Origin of the sequence: Pseudomonas sp. CFBP 13727 (assembly GCF_014841915.1) — a bacterium.
GTDB lineage: Bacteria > Pseudomonadota > Gammaproteobacteria > Pseudomonadales > Pseudomonadaceae > Aquipseudomonas > Aquipseudomonas baltica.
Window position 1 is genome coordinate 66,268 of record NZ_JACYUT010000006.1, and the last position, 16,495, is coordinate 82,762.

Here is a 16,495-nt window from a genome sequence, read left to right on the forward strand (position 1 = left end):
CGTTGCTTTCGCGGCCGCTGACCGCTCCTACGGTATCAGGCTTCCGTGTAGGAGCGGTCTTTGGCCGCGAAACGGGCGGCGCCGTCCATCGGCGGCTCCGCGGCGTCCCATTCGCGGCCAAAGACCGCTCCTACGGATGCATGCAGCGCCGCGCACCGGCTAGAATGGCTGCATTCGCCTGCGCCTTTCGCATGCACCCTGCCGTGAAGCCGACCCCATGTCTTTCGATCTTCTGTCCAATCTCAGCGTCACGCCGAGCATCCTGCTCATTCTCGTGCTGGTCGCATTCGTGGCCGGGTTCATCGACGCCATCGCTGGCGGTGGTGGCCTGCTCACCACGCCGGCCCTGCTCACTGCAGGCTTGCCACCGCACCTGGTGCTGGGCACCAACAAGCTCAGCTCGACCTTTGGCGCCGCGACTGCAAGCTATACCTTCTACAAACGCAAGCTGTTCCATCCGCGGCAATGGAAGAATGCCCTGCTGGGCACCCTGGTCGGCGGGTTTCTCGGTGCGGGTGCGGCGCACTACATGCCCGCCGAATGGCTGAACCGGATGCTGCCGGTGATCGTCTTCGCTTGCGGCCTGTACCTGCTGTTCGGCGGCACACCCAAGGCGCCGCTGGACAGCCACGCGCCGATCAAGCGCAAATGGCAATTGCCCCAAGGCTTGACGCTGGGCTTCTACGATGGCGTGGCAGGCCCCGGCACCGGGGCCTTCTGGACCGTCAGCACGATGCTGCTGTACCCACTGGACCTGGTCCGCGCCAGCGGCGTGGCGCGCAGCATGAACTTCGTCAGCAACATCGCCGCACTCACGGTGTTCATCATCAGCGGTCAGGTCGACTGGCTGATCGGCCTGAGCATGGGCCTGGCAGTGACGGTGGGTGCGTTCTTCGGCGCACGCACGGCGATCGGCGGCGGCGCCAAGTTCATCCGCCCGGTGTTCATTACCATCGTGCTGGCCCTGACCGTGCGGCTAGCCTGGCAGCACTGGTTCGGGCAGGCCTGAGCGGCGCGCCACGTACAGGTCGATGAGGTGCCGGGCAATCGAGCGCCCGGCCGGCAGGGCCGGCAATGCATCGATGCGAAACCACTGGGCGTCTTCGATTTCGTCGAGCTGCGGCACGATCTCGCCGGCGGCGTATTCGGCATGGAAACCCAGCATCATCGAATGCGGAAACGGCCAGCATTGGCTGCCGATGTACTGGATGTTGCGTACGCTCACCTGCACCTCTTCCATCACCTCACGGCGCAGGCAGTCTTCGGCAGACTCGCCCGGCTCGGCAAAGCCGGCCAACGTGCTGTAGACACCCGGCACGAACCGTGGAGAGCGAGCCAGCAAGACTTCATCGCCGCGGGTGACCAGTACGATCATGCTCGGCGAGATCCGCGGATAGCTGCGCAACTCGCAGCGCGCGCAATGCATCGCACGTTCACCTGGCACCTGCAACGTCGGGCCGCCGCAACTGCCGCAAAACCGATGCTCACGCGCCCAGGTGCCGATCTGCGCGGCATAGCCGAGCATGCGGTAGACCTGGAAATCGCCTTCGAGCATGAACTGCCGCAGGCCCTGCCAGTGACAGCCGTCCGGTGCGTCCGGGCTGCGCAGCTCCAGAAGGTACACCGGCCGGCCGTCGAAATGCCCGATGCCGTGTTCGGTCAGGACATCGATGGGTTGCTGCCTGAGCCAGTCACGCTCGAACAGTACGCCTTGGGCGTTGCAGAGAAATCCCTGGCTGCTGCGAGCCACGGCCCAGCCACCGGGTTGTGCGGTATCGAGCACCGCTGTGGTCCAGCGTTCACTCATCGAATCGAATCCTCGTTTTGCAGCCGCGCGATCATTCCACGCGCGCGCCCACTGCGGCGGCAGCGCGGGCCTGGGCCGGGTTCTGCGCGCGGTACAGGTTGAGCGCGGTATTGATGATGCCCAACTGGCTGAACGCCTGGGGAAAATTCCCCAGCATGCGCCCCGCCTGTGGGTCGTACTGCTCGGCCAGCAGGCCAACGTCGTTGCACAGACCAGCCAGGCGCTCGAACAGCCGTTCGGCGTCGGCCATGCGGCCTTGCAGCACATAGACATCGGCCAGCCAGAAAGAGCACACCAGAAAAGTCCCTTCGCCAGGGTTCAGGCCATCGACCCCGTGGGCGGTGTCGTAACGCAGCAGCAGGCCGTCGCGGATCAACGTGCTCTCAATACGTGCCACGGTCGCCACCACCCGCGGATCGTCCGGCGGCAGGAAACCGGTCAAGGCAATCTGCAGCAGGCTGGCATCGGTGTGGGTCGAGCCATAGGCCTGAACGAAATGCCCCAGCTGCGCATCGATGCCTCGGCTGCAGACCTGGGCATGGATGCGGTCGGCGACGGCGCGGTAACGCGCGGCCTGCTCCCGTCCCTCCTCTGTGGGCTCGGCGAGGTTCGCCGCACGGTCGAAAGCTACCCAGGCCATGACCTTGGAGTGGGTGAAGTGCTGCGGCGCACCGCGAATCTCCCAGATCCCCTCGTCCGGCTGCTCCCAGATGCTTTCCAGGTACGGCAGTATGACGCGGAAAATCGCGGCGCCACGCGGGTGTCGCGGCAGCCCGGCGCGGATGGCCTGGCTCATGGCGTCGGCCACTTCGCCGTAGACATCCAGCTGCCGCTGGGTCGCGGCGCCGTTGCCGATGCGCACCGGCGCCGAACCCTCGTAGCCCGCCAGCCATGGCAGGGTCTGCTCGGGCAATCGGCGCTCGCCGGCCAGGCCGTACATGATCTGCATCTGCTCGGGGTTGCCAGCGACCGAACGCATCAACCACTTGCGCCAGGCAGCGGCTTCTTCGTAGTAGCCCAGGTTCATGAAGGCCAGCAAGGTCATGGTGGCATCGCGCAGCCAGCAGTAACGATAATCCCAGTTGCGCTCGCCGCCCAACTGCTCAGGCAGCGAGGTGGTGACCGCAGCGACGATGCCGCCCGTGGGGACATAGGTCATGGCCTTGAGGGTCAACAGCGAGCGCTTGACCAGCGGCGTCCATGCCCCCACGTCGGGGCAGCGCTCGGCGAACTCATGCCAGTAGCGCTCGGTTTCGGCCAGGCAGCGGTCGGCATCCACGGCCGGTTGGAGCGGCAGGTGCGAGGCCTGGAAACTCAGGCGATAGCACAGCCGCTCGCCGGCGGCGACCGTGAAGCGGCTGCCGGTGCGGTGGTCCACCGCGTGCAGGTCGGACGCGCTGCGCAACACCAGCATGTCGGGGCCGGCCACCGCAGTGAGGGTCCGGGGATGGGCCTGCTCGACCCAGGGCACGCTGCTGCCGTAGTCGAAGCGCATGACCAGCTCCATGTCGAAAGCGACCTTCCCGCTCAGGCCGACCACAGTGCGCACTACGCAGTCCTGGTCACCCACCGGCATCCAGTCGACGAGCATGGCGCTGCCGTTTTCGGTATGGAACACCGTCTCCAGGATCATCGTGCTGTCGCGGTAGCGGCGCTCGGTAGCGGTCAAGGCATCGCTGGGGCAGATACGCCAGCGGCCGTTTTCGCTGTCACCCAGCAGGGCCGAGAAACAGGCAGGGGAATCGAAACGAGGAAAGCACAACCAATCCAGCGAACCCGACTTGTCAACCAGAGCAGCGGTACGGCAGTTGCCCAACAGGGCATAGTCTTCGATCAGTGCCGGCATGGAACCCTCATGACCACGGGCGCGGACCGGAAGTCGGTGCCACGCCGGAAAACTGTATCAACGTCGAGCGCGGGGCAATATCAGCTCATGAATGGCTTGCGCCACGCCGTCTGCCGCATTGCTGGCGGTCACTGCATCGGCCTGGTCGCGCACCGCCTGCTCGCCCTGGCCCATGGCCACGGAAAAACCGGCCCGCTTGAACATGGCCACATCGTTGGCGCCGTCACCCAATACGGCGGTGTTGGCCAGGTCGATGCTCAAACCGGCAGCCAAGGTTGCCAGGGCTTCGCCTTTGTTGGCCAACACCGCGGTGATGTCCAGATAATACTGCTGCGAGCGTGCCGCAATCGCCTTGCCGCTCAGCGGCCCCTGCAGCTGCCGTTCCAGATCGATCAGCAGTTGGAAGTCGCTGGAGGTGGCGACCATCTTGTGCACGCGGTCCTGATAGGGCGTGAAATCGTCGACGATCAACGGCTCGTAGCCCAGAGCGTGCAGCTCCTTGGGAAAATAGTGAGCGTCGCGGTCGCGTGCCAGCCACTGGTCGTCGGCGAACACCCAGACGTCCAGCCGGTGCTGGGCAAACAACGCCAGGCAAATATCGACCGCCGCGCGCTCCACCCAGTGGGACTGCAGCTCACTGCCGTCGGGATTGACCAATACGCCACCGTTGAATGCAGCGGTCGGCAGGTCGATTCCCAAGGTCTGGATCTGTTGGCGCATGGCCCGCGGCGGGCGGCTGCTCGCCAGGGTAAACCGCACCCCTGCCTCGCGCAGCTGCGCCACCGCTTCGATAACCGCGGGGCTCAGGCTGTGATCGGGCATCAGCAGGGTGCCGTCCATGTCGCTGAGGACGAACTGGATGAGGTGTTCCGAAGCCGCACTCATCCCAGTCGATGCCAGTGGTGGCCATCGCGTGCCAACAACTCGTCCGCCGCCTCCGGACCGTCTTCGCCCGCCGCGTAGGTGGCAATGCTGCCGCCCTCGCGCCAGGCGTCGAGGAACGGCTGCACGGCGCGCCAACCATTTTCGATGTTGTCGGCGCGCTGGAACAGGGTCTGGTCGCCGATGAGACAGTCGTAGATCAACGTCTCGTAGCCCGTGGACGGCTGCATCTGGAAGAAGTCCTTGTAGGCGAAGCCCAGCTTGACGTTCTCCAGCTCCATTGCCGGGCCGGGGCGTTTGGCCTGCAGGTCGAACCACATGCCCTCGTCGGGCTGGATCTGGATCTTCAGGTAGTTGGATTTAAGCCGGTCTACTTCGGTGTCGCGGAACTGCGCATAGGGCGCTGGCTTGAAGCAGATGGCGATCTCGGTGTCGCGCACGCTCATGCGCTTGCCGGTGCGCAGATAGAAGGGCACACCGACCCAGCGCCAGTTGTCGACCATGACCTTGAGCGCCACGTAGGTTTCGGTGCTGCTCTGCGGGTCGACCTTGGGCTCCTCGCGATAGCCGGGCTTGTCGCCCTGCCCCGCGGTGTACTGGCCACGGACCGAATTCTTCAAGGCATCGGCCTTGGACCAGGGGCGAATGGCGCCGATCACCTTGGCCTTCTCGCCGCGGACCGCGTCGGCGCCGAAGGCCGCCGGGGGCTCCATGGCAATCATCGCCAACAGCTGGAACAGGTGATTGGGGACCATGTCGCGCAACGCGCCGGTCTGGTCGTAGAAATTGCCACGGGTTTCAACCCCGACCGTTTCGGCGGCAGTGATCTGCACGTGGTCGATGTAGTGGTTGTTCCAGAACGCTTCGAAAATACCGTTGGAGAAACGGCTGACCAGAATGTTCTGCACCGTCTCCTTGCCCAGGTAATGATCGATGCGATAGATCTGCTTCTCGCTCATCACGCTCAACAGGCAGGCGTTGAGCGCTTCGGCGGACGCCAGGTCGTGACCGAAGGGTTTTTCGATCACCACCCGGCGAAAGGCGTCAGGCTGCTCCTTGAGCAACCCGCTGCTGCCCAGTCGCTGCGCGACTTCACTGAAGAAGCGCGGCGAGGTGGCCAGGTAGAACATGGCATTGCCGGTACCGTTGACTTCGATGCGCTCGGCAATCGCCTGGTAGGTGGCGTCGTCGAGGAAGTCGCCGGAAATGTAGCTGATGCGCTTGCGCAGCTTGGCCCAGAGCGCCGGATCCAGCACTTTTTCCGGCTCGTCGATGCCCTTGGCGCGCGCCTGTTCGATGATGAAAGCTTCGAGCTTGGCGGCGAAGTCCGCGTCGCTCACCTCGTTGTGATCGACCCCGACAATGTGCAGGCCGTTGTCCAGCAGTCCATCCCGGCTCAGGTTGTACAAGGCCGGCATCAGCAAGCGTTTGACAAGGTCGCCGTGGGCGCCGAACAGAAACAGGGTTGACGGTGGAGCGGCATCTACTTTCGAGGTCGCTCTACTCATTTGGGAACCTCGACGTGACCGCCGAAGCCGAAGCGCATCGCCGAGAGGATCTTGTCACCGTAGGTCGCGTCCTGACGCGAGCGGAAACGCGCGAACAAGGCGCTGGACAACACCGGTACCGGAACGGCCTGCTCGACCGCTGCGTCGATGGTCCAGCGGCCTTCACCACTGTCCGACACGACGCCGGAATATTGACTCAGCTGCTGATCGCTGGCCAGGGCATCGGCCGTCAGATCGAGCAACCACGACGACACCACGCTGCCGCGACGCCAGACTTCGGCGATATCGGCCAGGTTGAGGTCGAAACGCTGATCTTCCGGCAACTCGCTGCTGGATTTGGTCTTGAGGATATCGAAGCCCTCGGCGAAGGCCTGCATCATGCCGTACTCGATGCCATTGTGGATCATCTTGACGAAGTGCCCGGAACCGGCCGGACCTGCATGGATGTAGCCACGCTCGGCACGATCGTCCGAACTGTTGCGATCACGGGTACGCGGGATGTCGCCCATGCCCGGCGCCAGGCAGTCGAACAGTGGGTCGAGGCGTTCGAAGATGTCCGGCTCGCCGCCGATCATCATGCAATAGCCACGGTCCAGGCCCCACACGCCGCCAGAGGTGCCGACGTCGACGTAGTGCAACTGGCGTGCCGCCAGCTCGCGTGCGCGACGGATGTCATCCTTGTAGAAGGTGTTGCCCCCGTCGATGATCACGTCGCCCGGCTCGAGCAGATCGCCCAGCTGGGCGATGGTCGCCTCGGTCGGAGCGCCGGCGGGCAGCATGACCCAGACCGCGCGCGGCGTGTCCATCTTGCTCACCAGATCGGCTAGATCGGCGGCCCCGATGGCGCCCTCACCGGCCAGGCCATGCACTGAATCCTGATTACGATCGAAGACCACCGTTTGATGACCCGCGCGCATCAACCTTCTGGCGATGTTGCCGCCCATGCGGCCCAGCCCAATGATTCCCAGTTGCATGCGAGAGCTCCACTCTATGTTGCTTGAAGAAGATATTTCTTGAACGGTGTTGTCCTGAAAGCCTGTACGGGTATTGCCCGATCGAGCTTCCAAGTTAGTCCCGGACGATACCGGTAAGTTTCCGAGTATACCTTTGGTCGATTGCGACGCTGGGCAAAACTTGGCTTTTTTTGTCGATTTCATCAACGTTCATACCTGGGATCCGACACAAATCGCAACGGTTTGCGAGGCCGGCATGGACGACCGCGCAAAAGCGCTTTCGGCGCACAGCCAAAGTGCGCTGGAAGCCCTCTGGCAGAGGCCTGTAGTACGAGTGTGCCAATAATTATCGGCCGTCAGTCGCGCGCCTGGCCCAAAAAAATGGCGGATCTCCTACACTCAGGCCACAGGCGATGTATCGCTTGGAAATCCGATGCAAAAAACTCGAAACTTTTTGCAAATCAGACAGGTCAGGATAGGGAGCAGGTTATTTGATGTTTCTTGTCCGCCAAGCCTGCCATCCCGTGAATCATTGCAGCCTGCGGCAGGAACGCCGTTGCCTGCGGCGCCTGTGCGTGTGTCAGCGGGAAGCGCTAATCGATCAGCGCTTTTTTTAGAGTCAGGATCTGCCATACAAGTACGTAATGCACGGGAGAGAACAATGATCAGTGCCGCTGTCGAAAACCACGGAGAGCGTTTCAACAGGCAAGCGGCGGAACCTGCCCACTTGCAGGTTCCCACGCCTACCAGCAAAGCACTGCAGACGCCGTCTGGCGTCCACAAACAAAAAGTTCTTTTCGTGACATCGGAAATTGCCGACCTGGTCAAGACCGGCGGCCTGGGTGACGTGTCGGCGGCGCTGCCACGCGCCATGAGTCAGGTACATGACGTTCGCGTACTGATTCCCGGCTACCCGCAAGTGCTCAACAGCGACAACCCGATCCACGTGGTCGGCGAACTCAGCGGCCATGCCGCCCTGCCACCGTGCAAGATCGGCCGCATGGACATGCCCGACGGGCTGGTCATCTACGTGTTGCTCTGCCCAGAACTATATGAGCGAGATGGCACCCCCTACGGCGCCAACAACGGTCGTGACTGGCCGGACAACCATATCCGCTTCGCCCGCCTGGGCCTGGCAGCCGCCGACATCGCCGCAGGCCAGGGCATGGTGCATTGGAAGCCCGACCTGGTGCACGCCCACGACTGGCCAGCCGGCCTGGCGCCTGCCTACATGCACTGGCGTGGTCTGCGTACGCCTACCCTGTTCACCATCCACAACCTGGCCTACCAGGGTGTGTTCAGCCGCGGCTGCTGCCCGGAGCTGGGCGTTCCCAACCATGCGATGCAGCAGGACGGCATGGAGTTCTTCGGCAAGCTGTCGTTTCTCAAGGCCGGCATGGCCTACGCGAACCACATCACCACGGTGAGCGCCACCTATGCCGAAGAGATCACCACACCCGAATTCGGTTGCGGCCTGGAAGGCTTCCTCAGCAGCAAGGCGCAGCAAGGCAAACTCAGCGGCATTCCCAACGGCATCGACGCCAGCTGGGAGTCGGCCACCGACCCGCACCTGGTCTGCCCGTTCAGCCTGAACGACTGGGAAGGCAAGGCGGTCAATGCGGCCCACGTGCGCAAGCTGTTCGAAATCGAAGAATCTGATGGTCCCCTGTTCGCGGTGGTGTCCCGCCTGGTCTACCAGAAAGGCCTGGACCTTACCGAAGGCGTGACACAGTTCATCGTCGAAAACGGCGGCCAGGTGATCATCATCGGCCGCGGCGAGCCCGAGGAAGAGCAGGCCATGCGCGAGCTCGCCCTGCGCTTCCCGGGTCGCGTGGGTGTACGCATCGGCTTCAACGAAACCGATGCCCGGCGCATGTTCGCCGGCAGCGACTTCCTGCTGATGCCGTCACGCTACGAGCCCTGCGGCCTGAGCCAGATGTATGCACAACGCTTCGGCTCGCTGCCCGTGGCGCGCAACACCGGCGGCCTGGCCGACACCATCGAGGACGGGGTAACCGGTTTTCTGTTCGGCGAGTCGACCATCGAGAGCTACAAGGCCGCCCTGGCGCGCGCCTTTTATGTCTTCGGCAAGCCCGAACTGCTGAACGCCATGCGCTGCCGCGCGATGACCCAGCCTTTCAACTGGAGCGAGGCGGTGGAGCCTTACGCCGAGCTTTATCAGGCGCTGGTTCATGGCAGCAAGACTTCTGCGAATCATAAATAACGGCGATCAATCAATAAATGGAAGAGGTTTCATCGATGCCTTCACGGAAAACTGAAACCTGGTCCCACGGTGCAGTAATGCAGGACTCCGGGCTCACTCACTTTGCATTGTGGGCACCGGACGCTTTCTCGGTCGGGCTGCAGATCGCCGACGGCGAATCGTTGCCCATGCTCGCCGGCAACGACGGCTGGTTCACCCTGGAACACAAGTGCGCGGCCGGTACCGCCTACCGTTTCGATATCGATGGCGAGATGGCAGTGCCTGACCCGGCGTCCCGCGCCCAGCAGGACGACGTGCATTCAGCCAGCCTTGTAGTCGACCCGCTGGCCTACAGTTGGCAGAACACCAGCTGGCTGGGCCGGCCATGGTCCCAGGCGGTCATCTATGAACTGCACGTGGGTGCGCTGGGCGGCTACGCCGGTGTCGAGTCCCACCTGGCACGCCTTGCAGCCCTGGGCGTCACCGCGATCGAGTTGATGCCCATCGCCGAATTCCCCGGCGAACGCAATTGGGGGTACGACGGCGTCCTGCCGTATGCTCCGGAAGCCTCCTACGGCACACCCGAACAGCTCAAGCATTTGATCGATTGCGCCCATGGCCATGGCCTGATGGTAATCCTCGATGTGGTCTACAACCACTTCGGCCCCGATGGCAATTACCTTGGCCGCTACGCCAAGGGCTTCTTCCGCCACGACAAGAAAACCCCGTGGGGCGATGCCATCGACTTCCGTCGTGATGAGGTAAGAAGTTTCTTCATCGATAACGCGGCCATGTGGCTGCTCGAATACCGTTTCGACGGCCTGCGCTTCGACGCCGTGCATGCCATTCAGGACCCGACCTTCCTGCAGGAGATGGCCACCACCCTGCGCGAGCAGGTCGGCGCCGATCGACACGTCTGGCTGATGCTGGAGAACGAGCACAACCAGGCTCATCTGCTCGAGCAGGGTTACGACGCGCAGTGGAACGACGACGGTCATAACGTGCTGCATGCACTGCTGACCGGTGAAGACGAGGCGTACTACGCCGACTTCAGCGAACAGTCGACCGAAAAGCTGGCGCGGTGCCTGAGTCAGGGTTTCATCTATCAGGGCGATACCAACCAGAAGGGCGAATCGCGTGGCGAACCCAGCGGTCATCTGCCGCCCACTGCCTTCGTGCTGTTTCTGCAGAACCACGACCAGATCGGCAACCGCGCCATGGGTGAGCGCCTGAGTCTGCTGTGCAGCGAACCGGCCCTGCGCGCCGCCACTGCCTTGCTGTTGCTGTCGCCGATGATTCCCATGCTGTTCATGGGCGACGAGTGGGCCGCCGACGAGCCGTTCCTGTTTTTCACCGATCACCACGGCGAATTGGCCGGAGCGGTCCGCGAGGGGCGTCGCGCCGAGTTTGCCGCGTTCGACGCCTTCGCCAACGAAGCAACCCGGGCGAAGATTCCCGATCCGAACGCTGCCAGCACGTTCGAAGCGTCGCGGCCGGACTTCGCCGAATTCCAGTTCCGCCAGGACGGGGCCTGGGTGCAGTTGTATCGCCAGTTGCTGGCCTTGCGCCGCGACGAGATCGTGCCGCGGCTCGATGGTGCCCAGTCACTGGGTGCGCAGGTATTGGCCGACAAGGCGGTGACGGCAAAATGGCGAATGGGCGATGGCAGCGTGTTGCGCATCGATCTGAACCTGAGCGAGGCGACCGTGCCGGCCCATCTGCAGACCGAACACCTGCTGTTCGACAGCCGGCCCCAGAACGACACCACCACCGTACTGACCCAAGGACTGCCCGCCTTTACCGCTCTGGTCAGCTTGATTCCGGCGGGTGACTCGGAGACAGCGGTATGACCGAACAACGCCAACTCCACGATCTTGCCGAGCGCGCCGGCATCGCCGTCGACTGGACCGATGCCAATGGCAAGCCGCAGACGGTTGCCGACGGTGTCCTGCGCAAGGTGCTGCGTGGCCTGGGCCATCCTGCCGATTCAGTGCAAGAGGTCGAGCAAAGCCTGGACGAGTTGCGCAAGACGGCACAGTCGCATCGCCTGCCTCCACTGTTGACGGTCGAACACGGCCAGCCGCTCGATCTTGCGCGGTTCTTCGAGCCGGGTACGGCCTGCGAAGTCAAGCTGGAAGACGGCAGCACGCTGTCGCTGAGCCTGGACAAAAACGGCGCACTGCCCGGCCTGTTGCCCGTCGGTTATCAGGACGTGCACATCGAGCAGCAGCATTTCACCCTGGCTGTAGCGCCACCACGCTGCTTCAGCGTCGCCGACGCCTATGGCCAGGACACCGCCCACGCCTGGGGGCTGGGTGTTCAGTTGTACGCAGTGCGCCGCAGCGGTGATGGCGGCTTCGGCGATACCCAAGCCCTGGAAACGCTGGTGCGCAGTGCCGGCGAGCGCGGTGCCGATGCCTTGGCGATCAGCCCCATGCACGCCATGAGCAGCAGCGACAACACGCGCTACAGCCCCTACTCGCCTTCGAGCCGGCTGTTTCTCAACAGCCTGTACGCGGCACCTGCCGCGGTGCTCGGTGAAGACGCCGTGCGCACCGCTATCGAAACTTCCGGGTTGGGCGATACCCTGCACGCGCTGGAAGCCTTGCCTTTGGTCGACTGGCCAGCTGCCGCCGGGGCCAAGCAGCGCTTGCTGCGTGCGCTCTATGACAGCTTCTGCCAGAACGAACACCCCCTCAATGCGGATTTCAACGCGTTCCGCCACACCGGTGGCGAAGCGCTGGAGAATCACTGCCGCTACGAGGCTTTGCAGGCCGACTTCAAGGCTCGCGGTGAAAGCCTGGACTGGCGCCAGTGGCCCCAGCAGTGGCATGACCCACGCGGCACGGCCGTGGCCGAGTTCGCTGCAGCCCACAGCGATGAGATCGCCTTTCATGCATTCTGCCAATGGCTGATCGACCGCTGCCTGGCCAAGGTGCAGCAAGCGGCGCGCAGCAGCGGCATGAAGATCGGTCTGATCGCCGACCTTGCCGTGGGTGCCGACGGCGCCGGTAGCCAGGCCTGGAGCCGTCAGGACGAGTTGCTCGCCGACCTGACCGTGGGCGCGCCGCCTGACATTCTGAATCGCTCGGGGCAAAGCTGGGGCATCTCGGCATTCTCGCCCGAGGGTCTGCAGCGCAATGGCTTCCGCGCATTCATCGAGATGCTGCGGGCCAATTTCGCCCATGCCGGTGGCCTGCGCATCGATCACATCATGGGCCTGCAGCGCCTGTGGCTGATTCCGGCCGACGCCAAGCCCGGCGAAGGTGCCTACCTGCAGTTTCCCATCGACGACATGCTGCGCCTGCTCGCGCTCGAATCCCACCGTCACCAGGCCGTGGTGCTGGGCGAAGACCTCGGCACGGTGCCCGATGGCTTGCGTGAGAAGCTGGCAGCCCGGCAGATGCTGGGGATGCGCGTGCTGCTGTTCGAACAGAACGACGGCGTGTTCATCGAGAATCAAGCGTGGCCAGACAACGCCCTGGCCACCTCGACCACCCACGACCTGCCGACCCTCAACGGTTGGTGGCGCGGGCGTGACATCGATTGGAACCGCGACCTGGAACTGATCGACGAGCCGACCGAGAAACACTGGCGCGAGACCCGCGAACACGAGCGTCGCGCGTTGCGCCAGGTGCTTGCACACGAACTGCAGCAGAGCCAGGTGGAGGGCGTGGACAACATCGATGCGATGATCGACGCCAGTACCCGCTTCCTTGGCCAGACCCCTGCTCCGCTGGTATTGCTGCCGATCGACGATGCCTTGGGTATCGAGGAACAGGCCAACCTGCCGGGCACCATAGACAGTCATCCCAATTGGCGCCGCCGCTACAGCGCCCATGCCCAGAATCTTCTCGACGATGAAGACGCTGCCAGACGCCTAGAGCTGCTGGCCTGCGCCCGCCAACAAGCCAGTGAGCGTTACCGATGAAAAAAATGACGGCCAGCGTTCGGCTGCAGTTGCACAAGGATTTCACCCTGGATGATGCCGCTCGCCTGGTGCCGTATTTTTCCCGGCTCGGCATCAGCCACGTGTACGCGTCTCCCATTCTCAAGGCCCGCCCCGGCTCGATGCACGGCTACGACGTCGTCGACCCGACCCAGGTCAACCCCGAACTGGGTGGCCAGCCCGCGCTGGAGCGGCTGATCGCAGCGCTGCGCGAGCAGGACATGGGTTTCATTCTGGACATCGTGTCCAATCACATGGCCGTGGGCGGTGCGCACAACCCGTGGTGGCTCGACCTGCTCGAGTGGGGGCGTCGCAGCCCGTATTCGGAGTTCTTCGACATTCAGTGGCACTCGCCCGACCCGTTGCTCGAAGGCCAGTTGCTGTTGCCCTTTCTGGGCAGTGACTACGGCGCGGCCCTGCAGGGCGGTGAACTGGTGCTCAAGTTCGACGCCGAGCAAGGCAGCTTTTTCGTCGAGCACTACGAGCATCGCTTTCCGATCTGCCCGATCGACTACCCGCACATCCTGGCGGCGTCGGGCAATGCACCGGTCAGCGAGTTGGGCGCGCGCTTCGCCAACCTGCATGGCAGCGACGACGCGTACGGCGAGGCTCGCGCGCTGCAAGCCGATCTGGCGACCCGTGTCGCCAGCGGCGGCCTGAACGATGGCATTAAAGCCTCCCTGGCCCAGTTCGATGCTACCAGCGACGAAGGCTTCAACCGCCTGCACGAGCTGCTGGAGCGACAATCCTATCGCCTGGCAAGCTGGCGCACCGCCGGTGACGACATCAACTGGCGGCGCTTCTTCGACGTCAACGAGTTGGGCGGCCTGCGTGTCGAGCGGCCGGCGGTGTTCGAAGCGACCCATGCGAAGATCTTCGAACTGATCGGCGCAGGCCTGGTGGACGGCTTGCGTATCGACCATATCGACGGCCTGGCCGACCCGCGTGGCTATTCGCGCAAACTGCGACGTCGGGTCAACGCCCTGTTGCAGCAGCGCCCGGAGTCCGCGCGCATCGATCACGTACCGATCTACGTCGAGAAGATTCTGGGTGCAGGCGAAACACTGCACCGTGACTGGCAGGTAGATGGCACCACCGGCTACGAGTTCATGAACCAGGTGTCGTTGCTGCAGCATGACCCTGACGGCGAGCAGCCACTGGGCGAGCTGTGGAGCCGCGTCAGTGGCCGCCCCAGCGAGTTCATCGAAGAAGCCCACGTGGCTCGCAACCTGGTACTCAACGGTTCCCTCGCCGGCGATTTCGAGTCCGTGGCCCAGGCCTTGCTGCAAGTGGCCCGCGGCGACTTGATGAGCCGCGACCTGACCCTGGGCGCCATCCGCCGAGCGCTGCAAGAACTGATCGTGCACTTCCCGGTGTACCGTACCTATATCAACCCGTGCGGACGCCCGGCTGAAGACGAAGCCTTCTTCCAGAAGGCCATGGACGGCGCACGCGGCACCTTGGGCGAGGCCGACTGGCCGGTACTCGATTACCTGCAGCGCTGGCTGGGAGGCGAACGCTGGCGCGCGCTGCCCATCGGGCGTCGACGCAAGCTGATTCGCCACGCCTGCGTGCGCTTCCAGCAACTGACATCGCCAGCGGCGGCCAAGGCTGTCGAGGACACTGCATTCTACCGCTCTGCCGTATTGCTTTCGCGCAACGACGTCGGTTTCGAGACCGAACTGTTCGCCGGCACCCCGGAAGCGTTCGACCAGGCCTGTCAGCGGCGCCTCGAGCATTTCCCGGACAATCTGCTGGCCACTGCCACCCACGACCACAAGCGTGGCGAAGACACCCGTACGCGCCTGGCCGTGCTCAGCGAGCGCGCACCCTGGTACGTCGAGCAAGTGCAGCAATGGCTGGAGCTGGCTGCGCCCCTGCGCAGTGCCTTCGGCGACGGCCATGCACCGAGTGGTGGCGACGAGCTGATGCTTTACCAGGCACTGCTGGGCAGCTGGCCGCTGGACTTGCGCAGTGACGACGTCGAAGGCCTGACCGCCTACGCCGAGCGCCTGTACCAATGGCAGCAGAAGGCGTTGCGCGAAGCCAAGCTGATCAGCAGCTGGAGTGCGCCAAACGAAGCCTACGAAACAGCCTGCCGCGACTTTCTCGAGCAATTGCTGCTGAGCGACAAGGGTCGCCCGCTGCGCGATGCCATTGCCGCCGCCAGTCGCACCATTGCGCCCAGCGGCGCGCTGGACAGCCTGGTGCAAACCCTGCTGCGCATGACCGTGCCAGGCATCCCCGATCTGTATCAGGGCGCCGAGTACTGGGATTTCAGCCTGGTCGATCCGGACAATCGTCGTCCGGTGGATTACGCCGCACGCGAACATTCGCTCGATGCCCGCCCTGCGGTCAGCGAATTGCTGCAAGACTGGCACGATGGTCGCATCAAGCAGGCCATGATCCAGCGCACGCTTCAGGCGCGTGCCGCACACCCGGCGCTATTCCGGGACGGCAGCTACCAGAAGCTCGACGTCCAGGGTGTGCATGCCGATCGCATTCACGCGTTCGCTCGCGTACTGGACGGCACGACGGCCATAGTGATCGTGCCCCGTCTGGCCAGCGGCCTGTTGGCCGATGCCCAGACGCCTTTGATCAATGCCAGCGCTTGGGGCGACACCCGTGTCGTTTTGCCATCGGTGCAATCCGGGGCTACATTGAAGGGACTTTTCTCCGACCACGCAGTCACAGCAGAGAAGGAATTGTTGGTGAGCACTGCGCTGAAAGAGTTTCCCGTCAATCTCTTCCTACAAAGTGAGCTGTAATAAGGAGCGTTGAAATGAGTGCCGACGATAAACGAGTCCGCGAATTCGCCTATCAGATCTGGGAATCCGAAGGTCAGCCCGAAGGGCAGGACGAGCGCCATTGGGAGATGGCACGCAAACTGGCCGAGGCCGAGGCGCTAGCGCCTTCCAAGCCGGCCAAGGGCAAAGCTGCGGCCAAGCCCAAGGCGGCCGCTCAGCCCAAGCCCAAGCCAGCTGGCGAGGGTCCTGCTGCCAAACCCAAGGCCCCGGGCAAGGCTGCTGAGCCAGCCGATGCAGCAGCGGATCCCGCCGCCAAGGCCGACGGTGCTGGCAAGCCACCGGCACCGAAGAAGCCGCGTCCACCGAAAAAGCCCGCTGCAAAGTGACACCCGCCCGCGTACTGCCGCTACCTGGCACGCGGGCACATCTTCCGTCGGTCCAGCCCCAGGGCTGGATGACTGCAGTTACCGAACTTCACGTGCCCGTCACCCGGACGGCACGTTCACCGACCCGTTGCCTGCCTCAGCACCTCCCGACTCTGAAGACACCGATGATGCTATGACATCTGCCTGCGCCGTATGTGTGCAAACCAAGAGCAAG

Annotated in this window: 11 protein-coding genes; 6 read left to right on the plus strand and 5 right to left on the minus strand. The window is 63.8% G+C overall.

Annotated features, from left to right (window positions below; all coding sequences use genetic code 11):
- Positions 1–217: 217 nt before the first annotated feature.
- Positions 218–1,009 (plus strand): TSUP family transporter, encoded by a 792-nt coding sequence (locus IFT76_RS18005; RefSeq protein ID WP_192059626.1) that lies wholly within the window; start codon positions 218–220, stop codon positions 1,007–1,009.
- Here IFT76_RS18005 and nudC read toward each other — a convergent pair.
- The 5 genes from nudC to gnd are packed head-to-tail and all read right to left on the minus strand — an operon-like array spanning position 977 to position 7,200.
- Positions 977–1,807, minus strand: coding sequence for an NAD(+) diphosphatase (gene nudC, locus IFT76_RS18010; protein WP_192059628.1), 831 nt, complete (start codon positions 1,805–1,807; stop codon positions 977–979). The two genes, IFT76_RS18005 and nudC, sit on opposite strands and share 33 nt — an antisense overlap.
- 31 nt (positions 1,808–1,838) lie before the next feature.
- On the minus strand, positions 1,839–3,653 hold the full coding sequence (locus tag IFT76_RS18015; protein ID WP_192059631.1) for a glycoside hydrolase family 15 protein: 1,815 nt from the start codon (positions 3,651–3,653) through the stop codon (positions 1,839–1,841).
- Positions 3,654–3,710: 57 nt separating this feature from the next.
- Positions 3,711–4,538: a Cof-type HAD-IIB family hydrolase gene (locus IFT76_RS18020; protein ID WP_192059633.1), complete on the minus strand. Its 828-nt coding sequence runs from the start codon at positions 4,536–4,538 to the stop codon at positions 3,711–3,713.
- On the minus strand, positions 4,535–6,043 hold the full coding sequence (gene zwf / locus IFT76_RS18025) for a glucose-6-phosphate dehydrogenase (RefSeq protein WP_192059635.1): 1,509 nt from the start codon (positions 6,041–6,043) through the stop codon (positions 4,535–4,537). Before zwf ends, IFT76_RS18020 begins: the two co-directional genes overlap by 4 nt.
- Positions 6,040–7,200: a phosphogluconate dehydrogenase (NAD(+)-dependent, decarboxylating) gene (gene gnd, locus IFT76_RS18030; RefSeq protein WP_425311959.1), complete on the minus strand. Its 1,161-nt coding sequence runs from the start codon at positions 7,198–7,200 to the stop codon at positions 6,040–6,042. Before gnd ends, zwf begins: the two co-directional genes overlap by 4 nt.
- Before the next feature lie 457 nt (positions 7,201–7,657).
- Here gnd and glgA point away from each other — a divergent pair, with 457 nt between their 5' ends.
- From glgA to IFT76_RS18055, 5 genes are read left to right on the plus strand one after another with little or no spacing between them, the layout of a single operon-like run.
- Positions 7,658–9,220 (plus strand): glycogen synthase GlgA, encoded by a 1,563-nt coding sequence (gene glgA, locus IFT76_RS18035; protein ID WP_192059637.1) that lies wholly within the window; start codon positions 7,658–7,660, stop codon positions 9,218–9,220.
- 35 nt (positions 9,221–9,255) lie between these two features.
- Positions 9,256–11,049, plus strand: coding sequence for a malto-oligosyltrehalose trehalohydrolase (gene treZ / locus IFT76_RS18040; protein WP_192059638.1), 1,794 nt, complete (start codon positions 9,256–9,258; stop codon positions 11,047–11,049).
- Complete coding sequence (malQ, locus tag IFT76_RS18045; RefSeq protein ID WP_192059640.1) at positions 11,046–13,130, plus strand: 4-alpha-glucanotransferase; 2,085 nt, start codon at positions 11,046–11,048, stop codon at positions 13,128–13,130. Before treZ ends, malQ begins: the two co-directional genes overlap by 4 nt.
- On the plus strand, positions 13,127–15,916 hold the full coding sequence (locus IFT76_RS18050) for a malto-oligosyltrehalose synthase (protein ID WP_192059642.1): 2,790 nt from the start codon (positions 13,127–13,129) through the stop codon (positions 15,914–15,916). Before malQ ends, IFT76_RS18050 begins: the two co-directional genes overlap by 4 nt.
- 14 nt (positions 15,917–15,930) lie before the next feature.
- Positions 15,931–16,281, plus strand: a complete 351-nt coding sequence (locus tag IFT76_RS18055) for a DUF2934 domain-containing protein (RefSeq protein ID WP_192055273.1) — start codon at positions 15,931–15,933, stop codon at positions 16,279–16,281.
- Positions 16,282–16,495: the final 214 nt, after the last annotated feature.